Source organism: Streptomyces sp. NPDC040622 (assembly GCF_055593965.1).
This window is the reverse complement of record NZ_JBVIXD010000031.1, coordinates 17,294-39,957: the sequence shown is the minus strand read 5'-3', so window position 1 is coordinate 39,957 and position 22,664 is coordinate 17,294. Positions and strand designations below refer to the sequence as shown.

The following is a 22,664-nucleotide window of genomic DNA, read 5'->3' as shown; positions in this document are numbered from 1 at the left end:
ACAACCGGAGCAGGGCAGGAACGGGAACAGCCGGGACGAGGGCGGGGGCGGGGGCGCTGCTACTGCGGGGGGTTGCCGTGCTTGCGCGAGGGCAGGTCGGCATGCTTGCTGCGGAGCATCGCCAGGGACTTGACCAGGACCCCACGGGTCTCGGCCGGATCGATGACATCATCGACCAGACCCCGCTCGGCGGCGTAATACGGATGCATCAGCTCCGCCTTGTACTCCTTGACCATCCGCGTACGCATCGCCTCAGGATCCTCGGCAGCGGCGATCTGCCGCCGGAAAATCACATTGGCCGCACCCTCGGCACCCATCACCGCAATCTCGTTCATCGGCCACGCATACGTCAGATCCGCACCAATGGACTGCGAGTCCATACACCTCGGTGCCGGACACTTCGGTCCCCGATGGTTCGGCGCCAGACCGTTCGACGCTCAGTGCCGGACAGCTCGGTACCGGACAGCTCCGCGCCAGACCGTTCGACGCCCAGTCCCCGACAGCCCGGCACCGGACGGGTCAATCCGCTCCGGACTCAGACAGTTAGGTACCGGACCGGTTCAGTGCCCGGTACCGGACGCCTCCACCCGGTCCCGGACAGCCCGGCACCAGACAGCCTGAGCCCCGACATCCAGCCCCAGACCACCCAGCGCCAGACAGCACCGGACACCCGAAACCCGGACACAGCAAGATCACCGCCAACTGTTCGGCGCCCGGTAGAACCCGCCCTCCGCCGCACACCACCCCCCACGCCACCCCACACCCACCACACCAACACGCTCGGACACCCGCCCACACACCGGCCGCCCCGCCTCCACAGCCACCACCGAAAACAACGACACCATCAACGCCACAAGCTCCTCCTCACTCACCCACCCCCGCTCCACCCTCACCAACACACCCCCACCCACACCCTCCACACCACCCACAACCCCACCCCCTCTCCCTCAACACCCCACGCTCAACCGCCACCCTCAAAACACACTCGGATATCCCTCGAACACCACCCCACACCCACCACCAAGAACAAGCACCCAACACCCCACCACAACACCCCCAGTCCAAACGACAACAGCGACAACGACTGCACCTAAGCCAACGGCACCAAGACAACAACGGCCCCGGCAGGAAAAAACCCGTCATGCGCCCTTGCTCTCCTCGCTGTTCCTGTACAGCAGGCCTCTCATGCGTGACATCACCAAGAAGAATTCCAGGGCGTTCCAGAACGGGAGCAGGCGGCGGACGCGATGCTCGAATCTCCGCCTATAATCCCGACGTTGAATCCACGGATCAGTTGAATTCAGGGATCAATCGGTCGCACCAAGAGGTGTAGCCACGTGGCCATACCCGTACTTCCCGTAGAGCGGACCTCCCGCATTCCATAGAATCATCACCCGACCCTGGCAGAAATACTGACTCCTTGGCAGGTGAACCTTGCTGGTGCGCGCGGTTGAAGATGTCGTGGGAACAGAATGTGACGTGAACTGGGGAAACGGGACGAGTCGGCGGCTCCTCGTCCAGGCCGATCTCTTGGGGTTCGGTCTGACCGAGACCTATGTGCAGCCCGGTAGCGAGTCGTTCCTGAGGTACGACAACCATCAGGAGGTCTGCTACTGCGTCTCCGGATCCGGTTCCGTGGAGACAGCGGACGAGGTCTTCGAAATCAAGCCGGGGACGCTCTACGCCCCGGCCATGGGTGAACCGCACATCCTTCGCTCGGAACACGGAATGACGCTGATGTGCGTCTTCTCGCCCGCCTTGCTCGGCCCGGAACGGCATCTGCTCACGCCTGGCGTGCACTCAACCTACTAGGGGCGGCCGACAGTGGCCGCACGAGTCCGCTGCGCACGCATCCGCTGCGCACCCGTATCGCTTACCGCGTCAGGTACCGCGTCAGGGAAGGCAGATGACCATGCCCGAAACGATTGACCTGGTGATCCCGAACATCGTCGAGTTCAATCTGAAACGCACCCTGCTGGAATTCGACCCCGGTGTGGAACACGATCTCGTCGGACACGGCACGGGCCTGACGGACCAGTGTGTCTTCTGGAGCGCCGAGAACCGCGTGCTCGTGCTCCCGGCCGGCTACTCCCCGGAGTGGCTCGCCGATGTGCACGCGGGACTCGGCACGTCCGTCCCTCCGGTCGTGACGCCGGAAGCGCGCACCGGCCGGCTGGTCCACGACCTGCTCAACGACGACCGCGCGCTCGCGGCCCTGCACGCCGCGACCAGCGGGACGCGCGTGGTGCGGTTCGTGTCCTTCGGGGCGTCGCCCGAGCTGTACTCCTTGGCCGCGCTGCTCCGCAGCCAGGGAAGAGACGTGCGGCTGGACGTCGCCGACCCCCAGCACTACTGGTCGTGCGAATACCTCGAATCGAAGCTGAGTTGCGTCGATCTCGCCTCGCACATCACCGGGTTCCGCGTGCCGCGCGGCATCTCGGTCGCCAGTTGGGAGCAGCTCGAGGGAGCGGTCACGGCAGTCGTGGGCAGCGGTGGACGCGCCGTGGTCAAGAGCATGTACGGCGTGGGGGGTTACGGCTCCGCCGTCGCACGGCGGGAGGCGGACGGGACCGTCAGGAGGTTCTGGCAGTCGCTGCGGCGTGAGCCCTTCTTCGGTACGTTCCCGCTCACCGTGCAGGAGTACATCGAGCACGCCGGCGACTGCCCGGCCGTGGACGTCCTCGTCGGCGACGGTGAGGGTGACGGTGACGGCGCGGAACCTCGGATGGAGTTCAGCGCGCTCGGCGTCGAAGGGCTCAGGTACCGCAGTCTGGTCATGGGTCCCGGAGTCGTGGACGCGGGCCTGGAAAAGCGGCTCGCCGCACTGGGCGCGGCCGTGCACGACTATGCCCGATCTCTGGGGTACCGGGGCTGGTTGACGATCGACTGTCTTCTCGGCCAGGACGAGGAGCTCTACGTCACCGAGATCAACGCCCGGCGCTCCGGTGCCATGCACACGATCTCACTCGCGGACCGTTGGGCCGAAGACGAACCGGTCGTCTACACCCATGACGCCCTGCCCCTGCGGCTTCCCGGTGTCGCCTCGTACGTGGAGCACGTCCGGCCCGTGTTCGAGGCCCTCTGGGCACGGGGCGTCCGGGCCTATCCGTCGACCGTCCGTGCGCTCACCGGGCACCGGCCGACGCTCGGCATCGTCGTGTGTGCCGCGAGTGCGGCGGAAGCCGAGCGTGTCGCCGACGAGGCACATCAGGCCGTCAATGCCGCGCTGGCCGGTGACACCGACGCCCGTTCCCGGCCAACCGCGCACAGCCGCTGAGGGGAGGCCGGCGCGGAAGCCTCCCCGCCCGCACGACAGCACGCTCGACAGCACGCACGACACACGACAGAAGGGCGTCCGGCCGGCATCTGCCCGGCCGGGCGCCCTTCTGCTTTCACCGATGAGCGTGGTGGGCAACGCCCCCGCCGCGCAGACCCTGCCGCACCCTTCCCACCGTTCCCACCGTTCCTACCGCTCCTACCGCGCGGCCGCCGACGGACGCTCGCCCGTGCCCGTCGGTGTGCCGCATCCCTTCTCCGCCAGGAACTCGGCCTGGGCCATGGGCGTGGCGTTGTCGAAGAGGCGGTTCAGCAGTTCTCCCTCCCACTCCACCGATTCGACGTCGTCGATCCCGTACTCCGTCAGGATCCTCCCTATGGCCTGGAGGGCGAGCAGCGAGTATCCGCCCAGTTCGAAGAAGTCGCCCTGGTGCACGTCGATGGTCTCGGCTTCCACGTCGAGCACTTCGGCCCAGACTCGGCGCACCACGAGGGCCGCCGCTTCCGCGTCGCCCGGTGCGTGCGGGAGCGGGCCGTCCGCCTCGGCGGTGGAGACGTCGGGCTTGGCGCCGGTCAGGTGGTCCGTCACGGTTCCTCCATGGTTCGCGATGTGCGGCTGGTCGCCGGGGGCAGCTGTGCGGGTCGTCATGGCAGATGGGTGCCGGGTGCCGCGCCACGGGCGGCGGGTCGGGCGGCCTGGCGGGTGTGCGGTTGGCGCCCTGGCCCGGGCCGCGCCACGGGAGGGGGGCGCGGGCGTGGGCGCAGGCGTAGGCGTCCTCATGGGATGAGCACCACCTTGCTGGCCGCGCCGGAGTCGAACAGGTGGAATCCTTCGGCGGCTTCGGACAGGGGGAGCCGGTGCGAGACGAGGAAGGTGGGGTCGACTCGGCCGCCGCGCACCAGGTTCATCAACGGCTCGAAGTCGCTGATGGGATCACCGACGGCGAAGCGCAGCGTGATCTCCTTGGCGAACGCGAGTCGGGTCGGCATGGGCATGGCATCAGCGGCGTGGGCACCGACGGCGCACACCGCTCCGCGCGGCCGGACGATGTGCAGCGCGCTCAGCAGCGCCGCGTCGGTGCCAACGGCCTCAAGGACGGCGTCCGCGCCGCGCCCTTCGGTGAGGTCCGCGATGTGTTCCGCGACGTCGGCCGTGGCGGGAACCGGGTGGGCGCCGCGTTCTGAGGCGAGCTTCAGACGGCTCTCCAGGGGGTCGACGGCGAGCACCCGGGCGGCGCCCAGCGCCCGGGCCGCCTCCGCGGCCAGCAGCCCCACGGGACCGCAGCCCACCACCGCCACCGTGTCTCCGGGTCGCACCTCGGCGCCCACGGCGCAGGCGTAGCCCGTGGCGAGTACGTCGCCCACGAACAGGGCCCGCTCGTCCCCGACGTCGTCGGGGATCGGGAACAGCACCGTGTCGGCGAAGGGCACCCGTACGTACTCGGCGTGCCCCCCGGCGTAGGCCCGTTCGCCCACCACGGTCGCGTAACCGAACAGGCCCACCCGTTCGCACTGGTAGTGCCAGCCGCGGGCGCAGGCACGGCAGTGCCCGCACGCGATGATGTCCGAGGCGACGACCCGGTCGCCGGGTCCGAGCCCGCGCACCCGGGAGCCGACTTCTTCGACCACTCCGGTGAATTCGTGGCCGGTCACCGTTCCGGGCGTGAAGCCGTCGATCTCACCGCGGTACGGGTGGAGGTCGGTGCCGCAGATCGCGCTGCGCACGACGCGGACGACGGCGTCCCCGGGGTCCTCGACACGGGGCATGGGGAGGTCGTCCGCGACGACCGCCTTGCGTGTGCCGTGCCACTGCAGTGCTCTCATGTGGCCTCCTGGGGCGTTGCCGGGTCGGGGGCGGCCGTCGGGCCGTCGCTCCCGGTGTCCCGCTCGAGGTCGTCGCAGGCGTCCGCGAGCGCGTGGTGCAGGTCGTCGAGCAGGCGGGCGGCGTCCGTGTCGTCGTACTGGCCGGGGTGGTGGACGAGGAGGGCGCGCAGGGTGCCGTCGTCCTCGTAGAAGCCGAGGTCCAAGGGGTACGGGGAGAAGGGGTCATGGTCGATCAGTGTCACGTCCAGCCCTTCGAGGGCGGGCGGTACCTCCGGCGCGGTCTGGAAGGAGACACACACGCTGATCGCCGCCCCGAAGCCGGGCCGCCACAGCCCGAGGTCGGGGGCCAGCCGCTCGAACGGCGCGTCGCGGTGGGCGTACACACCGATCAGGTTCCGGCGGACCTGCCGCAGCAGGTCTCGGAAGTCCCCCGCCGCGGGGACCCGGGTCCGTACGGGCAGCAGGTTCACGAAGAAGCCGGCGGCCTGTTCGAACTCGGGGCGGGCGCGGTATCCGCTGCGGGTGGCCACGAGGAGGTCGTCGGTGTCGACGTAGCGACGCAGCACGCGCATGAAGGCGGTGTGCAGGAGCATGAAGAGGCTGACGCGCTCGCGTCGGGCAGTGGCCCGCAGTCGGGCGTACAGGCCGTCGGGAACGGTCAGCCACCGGGTTCGTGGCGAGTGTTCGCCCTGCGTCGGCGAAAGTGCGGGCGAAGGCGAGGGTGAGGGTGAGGGCAGCGTGAGGGGAGGCAGCGGGGAGACGTCGGCCAACGCCGTTTTCCAGTAGGCGAGTTGCTTGACGTAGGCGGGGCCGGCGAGCCATTCGTGCTGCCAGCGTACGAAGTCCCGGTACTGGGCCGGCGGGGGCGGCAGCGGTGAGGCGCGGCCGTGCCGGTGCGCGGAGTAGAGCCGCTCCAGTTCCCGCAGGAGCACACGCCACCACGACCAGGCGTCGGAGACCAGGTGGTGGAGGGTGATGCGCAGGATGTGTTCGCGCTGCGCCAGTCTGATCAGCACCGCTCGCAGCAGGGGCCCCCGGGCCAGGTCGAACGGGCTCCGCAGCTCCTCCGCGAGGAACCGGGCTGCGGCGTGCTCCCGTTCCGCCACGGGGAGCGCGGTGAGGTCGGTCAGCGGCAGCGGCACGTCGATGCGTGGGGACACACGCTGGACGGGCAGGCCGTCCACCACGGGGAAGCTGCTGCGCAGCGCCTCGTGGCGGTCGGCCAGCTCCTGGATGCTCCCCCGCAGGGCCGTCGGGTGCAGCTCGCCGATCAGCCGGAACGTCATGGGGTCGGCGTACCGCGTGCGACCGGCCGTCCGTTCCAGGAACCACACGCTCTGCTGGGCGTACGACAGTGGCGCGTCGAACGTCCCTCCCGCACCGCTCACTTGACTCCCCAGGCGAAGAGCCAGCGCCTCGGCACGCCCGTCAGCTCAAGCCGCTCGAAGGTGGCCCGCAAGCCCTTGATCAGTGCCTCGGATCCCAGGGCGAGGTCTCCGACTCCGGTGGCCCCCTCCACGAACACCGAGTACGTGCACAGGGCTTCCCAGTCCTGGAGTGTCCAGGTGTAGACGACCTCGTCGGAACCGGTCTGGGAGAACCCCGCCCGCGTGAAAAGGTCTTCGTGCTGGGCCGGCGTGAGCGTCTGGAGGGCCACCGGCTTCGCACCCCCGAGGACCAGGTCCTCGCCGTGTTCCCGCAGGGCATCGCGGGTGGCCCGCATCCAGTGTGCGTAGAAGGACCGGGTCTCGGGGAGAACGGCGCCCTCGTAGAACAGGGTGTTGAGGACGCATCGGCCGCCCGGAACGAGCAGCCGATGGCAGCCGGCGATCACGGAGCCGCGCTCGGTCTCGGGGATCTGGTGCATCACGTTGCTGAGGACGGCGACGTCCACCGGTCCGGCCAGGGACTCGACGTCCTGTGCGCGTCCCTGGACGAAGCGCACCTTGGGGTCGCTCAACCGCTTGCGTGCGATGGCCAGTTCGTGCTCCGAGGGGTCGATGCCGATGATGGATCCCACGTTCCCGGTGTGTTCCAGGAGCAGTTCGGTGGCGAGGCCGGAGCCGCAGCCGACGTCGGCGACGACGCTGCCGTCCGAGGCCTTGCAGATGTCGACGAGGAACTGGGTCACGTCGCCGTAGAGGGGGCGGCGGGACATGGCGTCGAACTCGTAGCCGTGGGAGAAGGTCATGACACCTCGAGTCGTCGTTGTGTTGGGGGAACCGGCATGGCCCGGGGTGCGGCGGGTGGGAGCAGTCGTGCCGCCGTGCCGCCCATGAGGGCCTCGTACTCGCGCGTCGAGAGCGGGGCGCTGCCGAGAGGCCAGGTCTCGGTGTCGGCGGTCAGGTGCGCCATGCGTGCCGCGGCCTCGCTCATGGAGGCGAAGGGGAAGTCGGTGCCCCACAGGATCCGGTCGAGTACACCGCTGTCCCGGGCGTGGGCCAGCGCCTCGGCCACCGTCGTGAGCGGCTGGTAGGAGGCGAAGACGGACAGGTCGGCGTGCAGGTTGGGGTGCCGGGCGAGCAGCTCGACGCAGGGCCGGGTCCAGGGCGTGCCGAGGTGGGCGAGGATCACCGTCAGATCGGGGAAGTCCCGGGCCACCTGTTCCACCAGGAGCGGGGAGAAGAAGCGGGCGTCCGCGTTGCGCGAGGGGGTGTAGCCGGTGTGCATCAGGACCGGGATGCCCAGGTCCAGTGCGGTCTCGTACACGTCGTACCAGCGACGGTCGGCGGGTGACATGCGCAGATAGCACGGGGCTGTCTTCAGACCGCGGAGGCCGAGGCCGGTGACCGCCTCGCGCAGTTTGCCGGCCGCGTCCGGGGTGCCCGCGTCCACGGAGGCGAAGCCGGTCAGCCGGTCGGGGTGGCGGGCGCAGAGGTCGGCGACGAAGTCGTTCGGCACCGAGAACCCTTCGACGCGCGCCACGTCGAAGGCGAGCAGGAAGACCCGGTCGACGCCCGCGGCGTCCATCTCGGCGATCAGCTTCGCCTCGGGCGCGTCCAGATCCTGGGGCGCCAGCTCGGTGGTGGCCGTCATCTGCTCCGCGAAGCGGGCCGAGTAGTGGCGGTAGTACTCCCCCGCGTGCACATGCGCGTCGATGATCATGCCGACCGTCCTTCGGGACGGCCCGGCCGGCCGGCTTGGCGCGCGGTGGCGTCGGCGTCGGCGTGCCAGAACAGCAGGCGTACTCCCTTGGGCTCCAGCCGGATGCGCTCCGTGACCTCCGTGGCCTGCGTTGCACCGCCCACGGGCCGGCGCCGTACGAGCGTGTCCACGGGTTCGGGGGCGTGGTTGATCACCACGGCGCAGCGCTCGTCGCCGCGCCCGAGCACGGTGGTCTCCACCGACGGGTCGTCCGCGGTCACGGGCGCGTGGACGCCCGCCGCCGCGGCGATCGCCTCGTACAGCCGGTGCCAGGCGGTCTCCGCGAGCCGGTAGGGGGCGTTGAGCTGTGCCTCCAGGGGGGCGTTGAGGTAGTAGACGCTGCCCTCTCCAAGGTGGTGGCGGGTGAGCGCGGGCGACCCGTCGGCGAACGCGGCAAGGACCTCGGCGCCCGCCGTGTCGATCACCGGGATCGGGGCGGGGTCCCAGCGCAGCGGGAAGCGTACGCCCGCCCAGGTGAACTCGGCGTGGGCGTCATCGGCGCGGGTGAAGTCCTTGACGCGGACGCCGAACAGTTCCTCGTCGCCGGCGGCGTCCAGCAGGCTGCCGGTGGAGTACAGGAGCGTGCCGCCGGAGGCGACATACCGTGCCAGGCGCCGGCGTTCGGGCAGGGGCAATTGGCGGGCCGAGGGGCAGATAACGAGGGTGTGGCGTTCCAGTTCCGCGTCGCGGGTCGTGAACTCGTAGGGCAGGTGCGCCTGTTGCAGGAGCAGATGGGCGTAGAAGGCGGCGGGCGCGTCACTGCCCGTGGGCGTCAGGTAGCCGGCGTCGTCCGGGGGCTGTGGCGCCGGGACGAGGACGCCGACCGGGGCGGGCAGTGGCCTGAACCCGGCCAGTTCGCCGGTCACGCGCCGGGCGAACGCCCGGTACTCGGCCAGGGCGGGCTTCTCGCGGCCGTCCGCGGCCAGCAGGCCGACGCGCCGTTCGTTGGGCCGCAGCGCGTAGGGCTTGCGTTCGGTGGTGAAGTCCTGCCAGCACCAGACGGCGGTGCCGACCGCGCCGGCCGCGAAGGCGGAGTGCGCGGCCGCCCGCAGGTACTGCGCCGCGGTGGCTTCGTCGCAGCCGTAGCTGCCCATCTCGTCGACGTACACGGGTCGGTGGGCGCTGCCGCGTCGTACGAGGTAGGGCAGAAAGGCTGTGGCCTTGCGGGCCGCGACGGACTCGATGTGGAACGGCGTCCACACGGGGAATCCGTGCAGCCCCACCATGTCGAGCGGCTGGGCGTGCTCCGGGCGGAAGGCGTGGCCGCCGAGGACCGCGGACGCCTCGTTGGCCTGCAGGACCAATGCGTCCGGGTCTCCGGCGCGGATCGCTTCCGCGAGCAGCCCCCACCAGTCCCGGACCTCGTCCGCACCGAGGGCGGCGGACGAGGCGGTGTCCACGTGGATCACTTCGTCCCCGAGGTCGTAGGCGAGGATGTTCGGCTCGTTCCTCAACTCGGTCGCGATGTGCCGGACGAAGGCCCGCTGCCGCTCCCGCATGCCGACGTCCCGCCACAGGTCCCGGCCGTCGCGCCAGGGCAGGTCGAAGCGCTGGCCGTTCATCCAGATCGTCAGCAGCGAGGGCAGACAGGACAGGCCGTGCCGTCCCGCGGTCCGCACCAACTCAAGGAGGCGGCCGGTCGTCTCGGAGTCGTAGGCACCTTCCTTGGGCTCGAAATCGGCCCAGAAGACGAAGAACCGCACGGTGTTCAGGCCCGCGTCGGCTATCGCGCGGAAGTCGTCGTCGATCCGTTCGGCGTCCCACTCGCGCCAGTAGTCGCACCCGGCGGAGGAGGGGTGGTAGTTGATGCCGACGCTGACGAAGACGCGTCCGTCGCGGTGCAGGGCACCGTCGGCGAGGGTGCGGCGGCCGGCGCTCACACGGTCTCCTGCCATGAGGCGCCCACCGCCTCGACGACCCGGCGTACCTCTGGCGCGCCGATGCCCGGGTGCAACGGCAACGAGAGCTGACGCGCCATCACGTCCTCGGTGACCGGCAAGCTGGTCGCCGCTCCCCCTGCGCGCTCTTGATAGGCCGTGAACAGGTGCGTGGGCGGGTAGTGCACGCCGCTCTGGATCCGTGCCGCGCGCAGCCGGTCCTGCAGCGCCTCGCGGTCCGCGCCCCGGGGCAGCAGCACCGCGAACAGGTGGTGGGCGCTCTCCTCCACGGGCCGGTCGGCGAACGGCACGGTGATCCCGGGCAGCGAGGCCAGTTGGCCGCGGTACAGCCGGACCGCCTCGCACCGTCGCGCCTGGGCTGCGGGCAGGGCGTCGAGCTGGACGCGCCCGATGGCACAACCGACTTCCGTGGGACGGTAGTTGAGGCCCAGGGCGTCGACGTCGTACAGGGAGCTCCCGCCGTGGTGGCGCTGCTGGGCGCTGACGCTCAGGGCGTGGGAGCGCAGCCGCCTGATGCGGTCGGCCACGGCGGGATCGCGCGCGACCACCATGCCGCCTTCGCCCATGGCCAGGTTCTTGGTGGCGAAGAAGCTGTAGCAGCCGATGTCGCCGACCGTGCCCAGCACGCCGTGGACCGAGTCGGTGACGGGGGCGTGGGCGCAGTCCTCGATCAGCGCGAGCCCGTGCGTACGGGCAAGCCGCGCGAGGGAGGTGAGGTCGGCGGCGTATCCGCCGTAGTGCACGACGACGATCGCCCGGGTGCGCGAGGTGATCCTGCGCGCGGTGTCGTCGGGGTCCAGGCACAGGTCGTGCGGGCCCTTGACGTCGGCGAACACCGGGGTGGCACCGGACAGCGCGACGGACGCGGCGGCGGAGACGAAGTTCAGCGAGGGCAGTACGACCTCGTCGCCCGGGCCGAGGCCCAGCGCGAGAACGGCCAGGTGCAGTGCGGCGGTGCCGCTGCTGACGGCCACCGCCGACGGGACGCCGAGCGCGGCGGCGTACTTGCCCTCGAAGTCCTCCGTGACGGGTCCGGACGAGAGCCATCCGGAGCGCAGGACGTCGGTGACCGCTTCGATCTCGGCCTCCCCGACGTGCGGGCGGTACAGGGCGATGTCGAAGGCCGTCATCCGTTCACCACCTCGTGGGGCGCGTCGGTGTTCGCGGACAGCTCGGCCGCGGCGGCGCGGCTCAGGTAGCGGGTCCGGTCGGCGCGGAACGCCTCGCTGGCCGCCGCCAGTTGCTCGGAGGTGCCGATGTCGTGCCAGTCCCCCTCGATGACGTGCCCCTCGACACGCTCACCCTCGGCCCGGGCGCGGTCGAGCAGGGCGGGCATGTCATGCCGGCCACGGGGCGGCAGCCACCGCAGCAAGGAGGGCTCCAGTACATAGATGCCGCCGCTGACCAGGAAGCTCAGCCGGGGCTTCTCGCGGAAGTCGGTCACCCTTCGCTCCTCGTCGAGTTCCACCACTCCGTGCGCGATGTCGATGTCCTGGCGGCTCAGCGCGACGGTGGCGACGGCCTGTGACTTCTTGTGGCGTCTGACCAGGTCGCCGAAGTCGATGTCGGTGAGGAGGTCCGCGTTCATCACGAGGGTGGAGTCCTCGAAGGGAGGCAGCAGCGCGAGCGGGCCCGCGGTGCCCAGCGGCTCCTCCTCCTGGACGAAGTCCAGGTCCAGGTCGGCCCAACGGCTTTCCGCCAGGCTCGACTTGATCATGTGGGCCCGGTAGCCGAGGGAGAGCGACACGTGGGTGAAGCCCGCGTCCCTGAGCTGCGTCAGGATGATGTGCAGGATCGGTATGCCGTCGACTGATACGAGGGGCTTGGGGATGCGCAGGGTGGTGGGCCACAGCCGACGGCCCTCACCTCCGGCCAGTACCACTGCTCTCATCGGGCCTTCTCCGTTTGCTTCCGGGCGGCGATCAGCGTGCGGTAGACGGTGTGGACCCGGTCGGCGACCGCGTCCCAGCCGAGTTCACGGCGCACCCTGTCCCGGCCGTGCCGTCCCATGGCGCGGCACCCGTCCGGGTCACCGAGCAGCCGGCCGAGCGCTTCGGCGACGGCCGGGGCGGTGGGGCGGACGAGCAGGCCGTCCCGTCCGTGGGAGACGACCTCCTGGCTGCCGAGGAATTCGGACGCGACGACGGGCTTGCCGCAGGCCCACGCCTCCACGTAGACGAGGGGGAACAGGTCGACGGTGGAGGGCACGCACAGCAGGTCGCAGGCGGCGAGCGCGCTGTGTTTGTCGTCCTCGTCGACCATGCCGAGTTCGATGACGCGGGGGTCGGTGTGCCGGGCGAACTGTTCCGCGCAGTCCTCGTCCCAGCGCGGCCCCAGGAAGACGAAAGTGGTGTCCGGGTGGTCCGCCCAGACCCGCTCGGTCGCCTCCAGGAGGGTGATGTACCCCTTGGACCGCATCTTGCGGCCCAGGAAGAGCACCACGGGTCCCCCGATGCCGTGCCGCCGGCGGAAGGCGGCCGGGTCGGGGGTGCCGGGCAGGTGCGGCCCCTGGCCGACGATGTGCAGTCGGGACGCGCGGACACCGGCGTCGCGGAGCATGTCGCGTTCCGCCACGGTGAGGGCGAAGACGGCGTCCGCCTGCCGGCATCCGTCCAGGACGGTCCCGCGGTCCGGCCAGACGTCGGGGGCGGACGCGGGGGTGACCGCGAAGGGCACGCCCCAGGCCCGGGCGAGGTCGAGGCCGGCCGCGATGTCCTGCGGGTGGAAGGCGTCTACGGCGTGGACCACGTCCGCCCGGTCGGTGTCGTCGGGCGTGGCGGGCAGCGGCTGGACGCTCACGCCTGCGCTCCGCATGAATGCCGCGGTGTCCTCGTCGACCGGGTTCGAGTACACGCCGGTCTCCCAGCCGAGCCGGCTCATCGACGCGGCGAGGTACTGCGTCATCAGCTCCGCTCCGGCACGGGCCGGGAAGTAGCCGCGGTGGACGTACCGTACGCGCACGGCGCTCACCCGCCGTTTCCGCGGGCCGCGATGTCCCGCGTGTACCACTCGCAGGTGCGGCGCAGCCCCTCGTCCAGGGATACCGCGGGGCGGTAGCCGGTCAGTGCGCGCAGCCGGGAGATGTCGGGCAGCCGCCGGGCCGGGGACAGCGGGGGCGCGGGGTGGACGTCGAGGGCCGGATGGCGCCCCAGCGCGTCGAAGACCCCTCGGGCCAAGTCCCTGATGAGGGTCTCCTCCTGGTCGTTGCCGACGTTGACCAACAGCGGCTCCTTGGTCGGCAGGGCGGTCAGCGCGGTGATGGCCTCGACGGCGTCGTCGACGTGGCAGAACGCGCGTGTCTGGTCGGCGCCGTGGATCTCGAAGGGGTCGGCGCCGCCGGCCAGCCGCTCGATGAACTGCGGGATGACGTGGTCGTAGCCCATGCGGGGGCCGTAGACGTTGTGGAAGCGGACCATGCGCAGCGGGAAGCCGTGGGTGCGCGCGTAGGTGCGGCAGAGCAGTTCCCCGGTGATCTTGCTGAATCCGTACGAGGAGCGGGGCACCGTGGGATCGGGCAGCATCAGCGGCACGTCCTCGGCGGTGGGCACGGTCGCGATGCCGGCCTCGACGCTGCCCGCGTAGGCCTCGCTGGACGAGGCGAAGCAGAGGGTGGCCCCGGTCAGCCCGGAGAACCAGTCCAGGAGGTGGACGGTGCTGAGCAGGTTGGTGCGCAGCACCCGCCGGGGATTGTCGTTGGCGACGCCGACGCCGACGACGGCGGCCAGGTGGTAGACCTCGGTGACGTCGTCGGGGAGCAGCCCGTCGGGGACGGGGGTGGTCAGGTCGTGCTCGACGAGGTCGACCTGAGGGAGCAGCGCGGCCAGCTCCGTGTCGGACCGTCCCCTGCTGAAGTCGTCGAGCAGGGTGACGTCGCAGGTGGCCGCCGCCCGGCGGGCGAGGTGCAGGCCGATGAAGCCCGCCCCTCCGGTGATCAGGATCTTCTTACGCACGGCCGAGCCTCATCGCCTTCGTCGAGGGCGGGAGGACCCGCCAGGTGTCGTAGACCAGGGCCGGGTCCGCCATGCGCGCCACCAGGCCGGGTGCGTCGGCTTCGGCGTACCGGGGATGGTCGTTGAGGAGGATGGCCGCGTGCGCGCCGGTGAATCCCTCGGTCAGGCCGACCGCCCGGACGCCCAGGTTCTCGATGCGGGCCCGAGGCACCACGAAGTCGTGGCCGACGACTTCCCTGACGCGCTCCCGCAGGAAGGGCAGCAGCTGCTCGTAGGGCGCTCCGCGCAGATCGTCGGTCTCGGGGCGGCCCTTGTAGGCGAAGCCCGAGATCAGGATCCTGCTGTCGGCCGGATCCCTGCCCTGCTCCCGCAGTGCGGCCAGGACCCGTTCGCCGACCCTGCGCGGCATGGACGCGTTGAGCGTGCGCGCCGCGGAGATCACCGTCGGCGTGTGGTCGTGGGCGGCGACCGAGTGCGCGAGCAGGTACGGGTCCTTGGTCAGGCAACTGCCGCCCACGAAGCCCGGCTTGTGCAGCCTGGGCCTGGGATAGCCGAGGTTGGCGGAGTCGATGACCTCCTGGGCGTCCAGGCCGAGCTTCTCGGTGATGAGCGCGACCTCGTTGCCGAAGCTGTAGATCAGGTCCGTGTGGCAGTTGCACACCAGCTTGACCAGTTCCGCGCTCTCCAGCGAGGAGACGGGCACCGTCTGGTCGGAGAGGGTGCCGAAGAGCTCGGCCGCCCGCTTGCCCGCCTCGTCGCTGAGGCCGCCGACGATCTGCGGCAGGGACAGCAGTTCCGCGAGTGCCTGACCCTGGATGGTGCGCTCCGGGCAGTAGGCGAGCAGCGGCTCGGGCACGGTGCGGCGCAGGAGGGGCAGCACCAGGTCCCGCGAGGTGCCCACCGGCACCGTGCTGCGCACGATGACCAGGGTGGCGTCGTCGATGCCTCCGGCGATCGCCTCGGTGGCGGCCCGCAGATGGCTCAGGTCCGGCGTGGTTCCGTCGTCCCCGATGGGGGTGCCGACACAGATGATCACGACGGACGGCAGCTTGCGTCCGGCGACGTCGGTGGTGACGGTGAGGGCGCCGCTCGCCGCGGCCCGCTCGATCTCCTCCCCGACGCCCGGCTCGGCCAGTTCGAGTACGCCGCGGGAGAGTTCGTCCGCCACTTGAGGGTTGGTCTCGTATCCGAGGACGCTTCTGCCCGTGGTCAGGAGTGCGGCGGTGAGGGTGACGCCGACGTATCCCTGCCCGATGACGCACACGTCGTATTCGTCGTACGGCCTGGTCGATGGCATTGGCATGACTCCCTGACGGTGGCGTGGAACGGTGGAGCCGCCGGTGCGTCGGCCGACGCCGGCGGGTCTTCTCGGTGCGGTTCTGCTCACGGGGAGGCGGCTTCGGGCCCCGGGCCGACACCTGCGGTGGGGCGTCCGGCCACGTCCCGGGGCGATGGGCCGAGGAGTTCGACGACGCCGTCGACCAGATGCCAGAACAGCCGCTCCCCCAGTTCCGCGGAGGCGTCGGCGGCACTGGACAGCACGCCCCGGTCGGAGATCTCGTCCACGTCGACGGGGTGCCGGTACACGCCGGCGGGCGGCGGCGCGTCGTGGCTGGGGCGCTCCGTGCCGACGGTGTCGGGGCGCAGGTACATCATCAGGCTCGTCTCGGTCAGGCCCGCGTGCTCCGCGTGCCAGCCGGGGAAGGCGGGCAGGTGTTGGGTGAGCCAGCCGTCGGTGACCAGGCTCCACCAGCTGAACGCGACCACCTCGGTGTCCGCGAACAGGGTGCCCGGCGCGCAGCCGTCGATCGCCTCGAAGAGCAGGCCCTCGTTCTCGTAGTGCCCGTTGACCACGACGAGCCGGCCGAGTCCGAGACGGGAGAGGGACCTCAGGCAGTCGGTGAGGTAGTCGATGAAGGTGGTGCCGCCGATGTGCACGGTGCCCGGGAAGTGGAGTCCGCCCCCGCTCTGTGGCAGCGACCTGGCCGAAACCGGCTGGCCGGGCAGGAGCAGTCCGCCGATCTCCGCGACCACCTGTCGCGCGAGGGCTTCCGGGATGTCCATGTCGACCGACAGCGGCAGATGCGGGCCGTGCTGCTCCAGTCCGCCGATCGGCCACACCAACGTGGCGCCCCGCGTGGATCCGGGCACCTGAGCACTGGTCAGATCCCCGTAGCGGGGCACGTCCGTGACGCGTTGCCGCATCGCCCTCACCTCATGACCTCTTGATGCTGCGGCCCACCAGGTCCCCGACCGAGCCGCCGTGCGACGCCAGCCAGTCGTCGAAACCCCGGCGGATGCCGCGGAGCGTGGCGTGCATGTCCCGGTGCAGGGCGGTGTAGACCTGCACGGCCTGGGCGCCGACGCTCAGGTACTCGGCCACGTCCGCGGCGCCCTCGACCCCGCCGCTCGCCATGAGCGGGACCGTGAGACCGGCCCGGCGCAAGCCGTAGATCTCGGCGAGCACGAGCGGTTTGATTCCGGGTCCCGAATATCCGAAGGCCCCGCCCAGGCTCACTTCACCGGTGTCGGCGTCGACGGCCAGGCCGGTGATGGTGTCGCTCAGGGTGATCGCCCGGGCGCCGCAGGACACGGCGGCGTCGACACGCTCCCGCACCCGTTCCCCGATCGCCAGCTTGACGCTGAACGGTACGCGGACGCGGCGCCGAACCGCCTCGGTGTACGCGGCGACGCGGTCAGGGGTGTCCTCGAGACCGCCGCCGTCCTCGTTGAGGCACGAGATGCCGAGTTCGAGAGCGCTGCTCCCCGCCGTGGTCACGCGCTCCGCCAGGTCGGCGAGCCGGTCCGGGGAGTCGGCGTGCACGGAGGCGATCACCGGCAGGCCCTCGGCGGCGAACCGGCCCAGCATCGCGCACCAGGCGTCCACGGAACGGCGGGAGTACGTGGTGCTGTTGAGCATGCCGGTGGGCAGGCGCAGCAGACGTTCGTTGCCCGAGGGGCCGGGGTCGGGGTGGATGGTCTTGGTGACCACGGCTCCCGCCCCGTCGCCGAGCAGTCGGCGGATGTTGCGTTCCTGGTCGGTGAGCAGCCCGGAACCCACGACCACGGGGGACGCGAGGCGCAGGCCCAGGATCTCGACCGGGGCGGGCTCGGCCCTGGTGGGCGCGTCGCGCCCTGCGGACTTCTCGGGCCTTGCGTGGTTGCCGAGGCTCACCTGACTGCCGGGGCCTCCTCGGCTGCCGGGGCGCGCGTGGTTCTCGGTCCTGGCGTCTGCGGTGACGGCGGATTCGGCGGTGGGGCCCGCGTGCCGTGCTGCCGTCACTTCGACATCACGGCCTGCTGGCCCAGCTTCTCCAACAGGCGCAGCAGTTGGACGGGGTGGGCGCAGGCCTCGGCCAGGTCGAAGACGGTGACGTCGGCGACGGAGGGCAGCCCGCGCAGCAGATGGCTCGCGTTGGCCGCCATCGGCAGCGGCGTGACGACGACGATGGGCTTGCCGAGCGCGGAGGCCCAGCCGAGCTCGACATGGGTGCCGTCGGTGCGCATCAATTCGCCGGAGGCGTCCACGGGGAGCACCGGTACGAACACGTCGCAGCGGCGCATCCAGCCGATGTCCCGCACACTGACCTGGTCGGGCGAGAACAGCGGTGTGTCCACCCCGAACTTCTCGGCGACGTGGGCGGAGAAGACCGTGCCGTGCACGGCCGTCACGGCGTCGATGATGTCGCGGATCGCGTGCCGCAACGGCTGGTGGAAGCCGTGGTCACGGATCGCGTGCTGGATGGGGCCGCCGACGAAGACGTCGACCCCGGTCAGGTCGATCCCTTCGCTCCCGTCGACACCGACCACCGTCCTGTCACTCATGGCATCTCCCGATCTGCTTGGCGAAGCGCGATGTGGTGCACCTTGAGCTGCGTGTACTCGGCCAGACCCCACTCGCCGTACTCGACACCGATCCCCGAGTGCCGGTGTCCGCCGAACGGCACGTCGTGCCGCAGGGCGCCGTGGGTGTTGATCCACACGGTTCCGCAGGCGGGCCGTCCGGCCAGGGCCCGCGCCCGTTCCTCGTCGCCCCACAGGGAACAGCCGAGTCCGTAGGAGGAGTCGTTCACCCGGGCGAGAACCTGCTCCAGGTCGTCGTAGGCGATGACGGGGACGACCGGGCCGAACTGCTCTTCCTCTTCGAGGCGGCTGCCGGGCGCGAGGTCCGTGACGACGGTGGGGGGATAGAAGTGGCCGGCCCGGTCGAGGACGCGGCCGCCGGCGGGCACGCGGGCCCCTGCGCCCACGGCCTCGTCCACCATGCCCGCGACCCGCTCCAGTTGGGCGCGGCTGACGAGGGGGCCGTACTCGGTGGCCGGGTCGAGCCCGTCGCCCACGACGGCCGTCCTTGCCATCTCGGCCATGGCGTCGGTGAGTCGGTGGTGCTGGGCCCTCGGCACGTAGACACGCTTGACCGCGGCGCAGAACTGTCCGCTGTTGGTCATGGCCGCGGTGAACAGCCGCTGCGCCACGGACGCGGTGTCCGTGCCGGGAAGGACGACGGCCGGGTCGTTGCCGCCCAGTTCCAGCACGACCCTCTTGAGGTCGGACGCGGCCTGCCGGGCGATGGTACGGCCGGCCTCGACAGAGCCGGTGAACGAGACCAGCCGGACCGTGGGATGGACGGTCAGCCGGGCGCCCAGTTCGGCGCCGCCCGCCACGACCGTGAACGCGCCCTCGGGCAGCACCCGGCCGAGGATCCGGCCCATCATCAGACCGGACAGCGGTGTGTCAGGAGAGGGCTTGAGGACCACGGTGTTGCCGGCGAGGAGCGCGGGGGCGATCTTGCAGACGGCCAGCAGGACTGGGTAGTTGGAGGGAGCGATCGCGGCGACCACGCCGTGCGGCACGCGCTCCAGGTCGACGCGGGCCGCGGGCTGGTCCACCAGTCGGTCCGGTGCGAGGTCCAGCTCCGCGGTGCGGGAGAACCAGTCGGCGGCCAGGCGGATCTCGGCACGGGCGTGCCGCAGGGGTTTGCCCTGCTCCCTGGTGAGGAGTTCGGCCATCGGTTCCACCGCGCCCAGCAGGGCTCGGTGGCATGCGTGGAGCCGCTCGCGGCGCCCCTCCAGAGGAGTCGAGGCCCAGCCGGGGAACGCGCGGCCCGCGTCGGCGAGCACGTCGTCGAGCTGTTCGGGCGTGCACCCCGGGGCGTGGGCGAACACCTCACCGAGGGCCGGGTTCTCGACCGGTGTCGGCCCGTACCGGCCGACGCCGGGGCGGGCCGGGGGCGCGACGGCCTGGGCGCTCACCGGCCGCGGCCGATGGGCTGCGGCGCCAGCACCCGGTCACCGGTGCATGCGGTGGGGTGGAAGGCGAGTTGATCAACAAATGCGGACATGGGTTCCCGTCACGAGGGGGCGCGGGTAGGGGCAGGTGCCGATTGCTGACAGGGGCGGACAGGTGCGGGGCGCCGGGGCGCGCTCTCTGACGCCGGTGTCCGCCGACGGCGCGGGCCGTGGCGGCGCCGAGGACAGATCTCCGGCACTTGCGGGCCGGATCTCTGTGTCCGCCGTGATCCGAGCGGCCCGTGGAACAATCTTTGCCGGGACCTCGGTGATCGAACACCCCCACCTTGGGCTAGAGTCGATCGGCTACACCACATGCCCGGTCGAATGCGCCTGTTGGACGTGCCGCTCCTCAGGAGAGCATCGACCGTACAGTTTTCGTCGGCCCCGGGCGTGCGCGGCAGCGGCGCCGGCCGGGGCAGCGATGGCGCAGCGCCATGGCAAGGAAGGTCCGGCAGCATGCCCGCAACAGGCGGGCGGCACGGGCCGCGCTGTACAACACCGGCGCGTGCAGGGCTGGTTGGCGCTCCGCCGAGGGACGGACGGTCTCAGGCTCGCAGACCTGACCGCCCCCTCGCGCGACGCTCATGCGCCCGACCGATTCCTCGGCGATCGTTCGTGCGCGGTCACCCCTCAGGTCAGGCCAAAGGCAGTTCGACCCCGTCCGCGGCAGCCGCCCCACGCGCCCGCCCCGCCGACTCCCCCGGCTCGGCATCCTCTGCGTAGTCGACGAGTGAGCGCTCGATGTCGTACAGGAAGCCGCGCACCTCGGACGGGGTGAGCGCCCGGTGGTCGGCGTCGAGCACCAGACGGAGCCGGCCGGGCTCCTCGTCGTCGATCACGAGGAAGAAGGTCTCGGCCTCCTCGAACTCGCCGGGTGCGACGACGGTTTCGACCATCGCGGCCCGCAGGGCGGCGCCCGGCACCCTGCCGTGGTCCTGCGCCGCGCCGGGCAGAGTCTGGTCCTCCCGGACGTCGTTGAAGCAGTACGAGAGGTCGACGGGTGCTTCGGGCCCGTGCGCGGAGGCGATCAGGTCCGCCACTCGGTCGGGGTCATGGAGTCCGTTGGCGTACGCGGCGGTGCAGGCGGCGAAGGCACGGCGCGCGACCTCCTCGATACGGTCACCCTCCAGGCCGATCGTCGCGATCACCTCCGAGTGCAGGTTGGCGACGGTGCCGTGCAGTTCAGGGTCCGACCGGTTGGCGGTGAGCAGGCGCAGGGCACACGACGGCAGCCCGGCCCGGCGGCCGAGGAGGCGGGCGACGACGGTGAGCAGCACGGCGGATGTGCTCACCCGCCAGCGCCGGGCCAGCACCGGCACCGCGAGGGCCACCGCACGGGAGTCCATGACCGCGCTGTAGTGAGCGGGGCCGGTTGACGGGTGGCCGTCGTCGGGGGCCGGGAACAAGGTCGCGGGCGCGCTCGCCAGCTGGCGGCTCCAGTAGGCGTGGGCCCGCTCCTGCAGGGCCAGACCGCGTGGCGTCCGCTCCCACCGGGCCTGCTCGACGGGCTGGCGTGACGGCGCCGGGGGCGGCAGGGGCCGCCCGGCCGCACGGGCGTCGAGCAGCCGGCCCATCTCGTCGGCCAGCAGGCGTACTGAGGTCAGGTCCACGGCGAGGTGGGACACGCAGAACGCGGCGCGCACGGGTGCGCCGTCGACGACGATCGCCATGAAGCGGATCAGCGGGGCCCGCGCGGGCTCGAAGGGGGTGTGCCGCATACGCTCCTGCCAGGAGTGCAGCACGCCGTCGGGCTCTTCGTCGGGTACGAGCGACCACACTTCGGTCTCGAACTCGGCACGGTCCACCACCTGTTGCAGCAGCGTGCCCTCAGCGTCCCGGTGGAATCCGGTGCGCAGCGACTCGTGGCGCCTGAGCAGCTCCGCGAAGACGCCGAGGAGGTCCGCTGCGGTGCCGCGGCCGGGCAGCTCCACCCGGTAGCACACGTCGTAGAAGGTGGCGTCGGGTTGTTGACGCTGCATCAGGTTCCAGATGTGCCGCTGCGCGCAGGTGGCCGGCGCGGTGGCGGCCCTTCGTCCTTCGAAGGCGGTACGGTGCCGGACGCATTCCGCCACGGCTCGCTCCTTTCCAGCACGGTGAGGCATGGGAGGGGAGGTGGGGCATGGCGCGTCGCCCTGCGGGGCCGGTGCGCCGGCGCCCGGGGGCGGCGCGGTGCCGCGCGGTGGGCCGCGGCCGGTTCGGGGCCCGGAGCGGACTCACCGTAACGCCGGGCTCGCGCGATCGTCACCCGCGCTTTGGAGGCTGCCCGTTCGGGCACGCCGAACGGGCGCCCACTGGACGCTTCCCTCATCACTCGGGCAGAACGAACATCGGGTCATGCGCGCTTCCCGCCGCCGCCCACCGCGTGGCGTACGGAAATCCGGCACCGCCGCGTCAGATGACGTGCCGGTTTCCGCGCCGGGCCCGCACGCCCGCCCGGCGCGACGAGCACCGCGGAGGCGGCGACCCGGGCACCGGACGGGCAGGAGGAGCGTCGCGGTCCGTGAACGGCGGCACCTGGTCAATCGGGTGCGATCAGGCCGTTCTGGATTGCGGTGACCACCGCCGCCGTCCGGTTGGGCGCGCCGAGCTTGAGCAGCAGGCTGGCGACGATGCGCTTGACGCCGTGGCTGGAGATGCCGAGGCGCCGGGCTATCTGCTTGTTGCTCAGCCCTTCCGCGAGCATCGGCAGTACGTCGTTCTCGCGGCCGGTCAGGGAGACCGCGCGGTGCCAGCGCTGCTGTTCAGGCTCCCGTGCGCGGTGCAGCAGCGCCCGGGCGACCGAGGTGGGCATGGGCACCTCCCCGGCCACGATGCGCTGGAGCGCGTCCTCGACCGCGGTGGCCGTCAACTCGCTCTCCACCAGAAATCCATCGGGGACCGAGGGGCCCGCGAGGATTTCCTCGGAAACGTCGGTTCCGCTGAGTACGAGCAGCACCTTCGGCCGGCCGTGCAGGGCCTCGGCGAGCACGCCCTGGCCGGGGTGATAGTCCTTCTCGTGCAGGAACAGAACATCGACCGCCTCGGCACCCAAGGCGTCCGCGACTTCGCTCCAGTCGTCACAGTGTCTGACCTCCCTCACCAAAGGGGTGGTCGACAGTACGGCGCGCAGCCCCAGCTGCAGGAATCCGTTGCGCACCAGGGTGGTCACCACGAGCTGCTCTCCTTGGAACGGGGGGTGGCACAGCGTCTGGGTCACTCTCACTCCTCTTTCCTGTCGCCACGCGCTTTGGCTTCGTTCGGCGCGGGAAGGTGAAGTCACCCCGCACCGCCCCCCGGCAGTC

At 71.2% G+C, this 22,664-nt stretch carries 19 protein-coding genes and 1 pseudogene; 2 read left to right on the top strand and 18 right to left on the bottom strand.

The genetic code is table 11. From position 1 onward, the window contains the following. Positions 1-59: 59 nt before the first annotated feature. Positions 60-380: pseudogene (locus ACZ592_RS40080) on the bottom strand (carboxyl transferase domain-containing protein); the annotation flags it as partial. A 1,060-nt stretch (positions 381-1,440) separates the two neighbouring features. Between ACZ592_RS40080 and ACZ592_RS40075 the strand changes: the two are divergent. Then, positions 1,441-1,812: an ectoine synthase gene (locus tag ACZ592_RS40075; protein WP_471586712.1), complete on the top strand. Its 372-nt coding sequence runs from the start codon at positions 1,441-1,443 to the stop codon at positions 1,810-1,812. A 100-nt stretch (positions 1,813-1,912) separates the two neighbouring features. Then, entirely contained in the window at positions 1,913-3,277 is a 1,365-nt protein-coding gene (locus ACZ592_RS40070; RefSeq protein WP_471586711.1) for a preATP grasp domain-containing protein, read from the top strand. A gap of 198 nt (positions 3,278-3,475) precedes the next feature. On the opposite strand, the gene ACZ592_RS40065 is transcribed toward ACZ592_RS40070, so the two are convergent. The 17 genes from ACZ592_RS40065 to ACZ592_RS39985 all read right to left on the bottom strand — a co-directional run bounded on the left by ACZ592_RS40065 (position 3,476) and on the right by ACZ592_RS39985 (position 22,579). Continuing rightward, positions 3,476-3,865, bottom strand: a complete 390-nt coding sequence (locus ACZ592_RS40065) for an acyl carrier protein (protein ID WP_471586710.1) — start codon at positions 3,863-3,865, stop codon at positions 3,476-3,478. Between the two features lie 188 nt (positions 3,866-4,053). Then, positions 4,054-5,100 carry an alcohol dehydrogenase family protein gene (locus ACZ592_RS40060; protein WP_471586709.1) on the bottom strand — a complete coding sequence of 349 codons (1,047 nt, stop codon included), beginning with the start codon at positions 5,098-5,100 and terminating at the stop codon, positions 4,054-4,056. Further along, a complete protein-coding gene (locus tag ACZ592_RS40055; protein WP_471586708.1) occupies positions 5,097-6,488 on the bottom strand; it encodes a condensation domain-containing protein in 1,392 nt (463 codons plus the stop codon). The genes ACZ592_RS40060 and ACZ592_RS40055 overlap by 4 nt, the downstream gene beginning before the upstream one ends. Further along, positions 6,485-7,291, bottom strand: coding sequence for a class I SAM-dependent methyltransferase (locus ACZ592_RS40050; protein WP_471586707.1), 807 nt, complete (start codon positions 7,289-7,291; stop codon positions 6,485-6,487). Before ACZ592_RS40050 ends, ACZ592_RS40055 begins: the two co-directional genes overlap by 4 nt. Further along, entirely contained in the window at positions 7,288-8,205 is a 918-nt protein-coding gene (locus tag ACZ592_RS40045) for an amidohydrolase family protein (protein ID WP_471586706.1), read from the bottom strand. The genes ACZ592_RS40050 and ACZ592_RS40045 overlap by 4 nt, the downstream gene beginning before the upstream one ends. Further along, the gene (locus ACZ592_RS40040; protein WP_471586705.1) at positions 8,202-10,124 is read right to left on the bottom strand and encodes a beta-galactosidase trimerization domain-containing protein; all 1,923 of its coding nucleotides are present in this window, start codon (positions 10,122-10,124) and stop codon (positions 8,202-8,204) included. The genes ACZ592_RS40045 and ACZ592_RS40040 overlap by 4 nt, the downstream gene beginning before the upstream one ends. Beyond that, on the bottom strand, positions 10,121-11,272 hold the full coding sequence (locus ACZ592_RS40035) for a DegT/DnrJ/EryC1/StrS family aminotransferase (RefSeq protein WP_471586704.1): 1,152 nt from the start codon (positions 11,270-11,272) through the stop codon (positions 10,121-10,123). The genes ACZ592_RS40040 and ACZ592_RS40035 overlap by 4 nt, the downstream gene beginning before the upstream one ends. Continuing rightward, positions 11,269-12,033, bottom strand: a complete 765-nt coding sequence (locus ACZ592_RS40030; protein ID WP_471586703.1) for a nucleotidyltransferase family protein — start codon at positions 12,031-12,033, stop codon at positions 11,269-11,271. The genes ACZ592_RS40035 and ACZ592_RS40030 overlap by 4 nt, the downstream gene beginning before the upstream one ends. Next, complete coding sequence (locus tag ACZ592_RS40025) at positions 12,030-13,103, bottom strand: glycosyltransferase family 4 protein (RefSeq protein WP_471586702.1); 1,074 nt, start codon at positions 13,101-13,103, stop codon at positions 12,030-12,032. Before ACZ592_RS40025 ends, ACZ592_RS40030 begins: the two co-directional genes overlap by 4 nt. A gap of 5 nt (positions 13,104-13,108) precedes the next feature. After that, on the bottom strand, positions 13,109-14,092 hold the full coding sequence (locus tag ACZ592_RS40020) for an NAD-dependent epimerase/dehydratase family protein (RefSeq protein WP_471586701.1): 984 nt from the start codon (positions 14,090-14,092) through the stop codon (positions 13,109-13,111). Further along, entirely contained in the window at positions 14,085-15,389 is a 1,305-nt protein-coding gene (locus ACZ592_RS40015) for a nucleotide sugar dehydrogenase (RefSeq protein WP_471586700.1), read from the bottom strand. The genes ACZ592_RS40020 and ACZ592_RS40015 overlap by 8 nt, the downstream gene beginning before the upstream one ends. 86 nt (positions 15,390-15,475) lie before the next feature. Further along, entirely contained in the window at positions 15,476-16,297 is an 822-nt protein-coding gene (locus ACZ592_RS40010) for a creatininase family protein (protein ID WP_471586699.1), read from the bottom strand. 10 nt (positions 16,298-16,307) lie between these two features. Next, positions 16,308-17,375, bottom strand: coding sequence for a beta/alpha barrel domain-containing protein (locus tag ACZ592_RS40005; RefSeq protein WP_471586698.1), 1,068 nt, complete (start codon positions 17,373-17,375; stop codon positions 16,308-16,310). After that, a complete protein-coding gene (locus ACZ592_RS40000; RefSeq protein ID WP_471586697.1) occupies positions 17,372-17,917 on the bottom strand; it encodes a nucleoside 2-deoxyribosyltransferase in 546 nt (181 codons plus the stop codon). The genes ACZ592_RS40005 and ACZ592_RS40000 overlap by 4 nt, the downstream gene beginning before the upstream one ends. Continuing rightward, entirely contained in the window at positions 17,914-19,344 is a 1,431-nt protein-coding gene (locus tag ACZ592_RS39995) for an aldehyde dehydrogenase family protein (protein WP_471586696.1), read from the bottom strand. The genes ACZ592_RS40000 and ACZ592_RS39995 overlap by 4 nt, the downstream gene beginning before the upstream one ends. A 674-nt stretch (positions 19,345-20,018) precedes the next feature. After that, positions 20,019-21,455: a condensation domain-containing protein gene (locus ACZ592_RS39990; protein WP_471586695.1), complete on the bottom strand. Its 1,437-nt coding sequence runs from the start codon at positions 21,453-21,455 to the stop codon at positions 20,019-20,021. Between the two features lie 446 nt (positions 21,456-21,901). Further along, positions 21,902-22,579 (bottom strand): helix-turn-helix transcriptional regulator, encoded by a 678-nt coding sequence (locus ACZ592_RS39985; RefSeq protein ID WP_471586694.1) that lies wholly within the window; start codon positions 22,577-22,579, stop codon positions 21,902-21,904. Positions 22,580-22,664: the final 85 nt, after the last annotated feature.

Coding starts and splice junctions, on each gene's coding strand:
- ACZ592_RS40015 (WP_471586700.1), bottom strand. CDS start 15,389: ATGCCATCGACCAGGCCGTACGACGAATACGACGTGTGCGTCATCGGG.
- ACZ592_RS40000 (WP_471586697.1), bottom strand. CDS start 17,917: ATGAGTGACAGGACGGTGGTCGGTGTCGACGGGAGCGAAGGGATCGAC.
- ACZ592_RS40045 (WP_471586706.1), bottom strand. CDS start 8,205: ATGATCATCGACGCGCATGTGCACGCGGGGGAGTACTACCGCCACTAC.
- ACZ592_RS40030 (WP_471586703.1), bottom strand. CDS start 12,033: ATGAGAGCAGTGGTACTGGCCGGAGGTGAGGGCCGTCGGCTGTGGCCC.
- ACZ592_RS40035 (WP_471586704.1), bottom strand. CDS start 11,272: ATGACGGCCTTCGACATCGCCCTGTACCGCCCGCACGTCGGGGAGGCC.
- ACZ592_RS40060 (WP_471586709.1), bottom strand. CDS start 5,100: ATGAGAGCACTGCAGTGGCACGGCACACGCAAGGCGGTCGTCGCGGAC.
- ACZ592_RS40010 (WP_471586699.1), bottom strand. CDS start 16,297: ATGCGGCAACGCGTCACGGACGTGCCCCGCTACGGGGATCTGACCAGT.
- ACZ592_RS40050 (WP_471586707.1), bottom strand. CDS start 7,291: ATGACCTTCTCCCACGGCTACGAGTTCGACGCCATGTCCCGCCGCCCC.
- ACZ592_RS40070 (WP_471586711.1), top strand. CDS start 1,913: ATGCCCGAAACGATTGACCTGGTGATCCCGAACATCGTCGAGTTCAAT.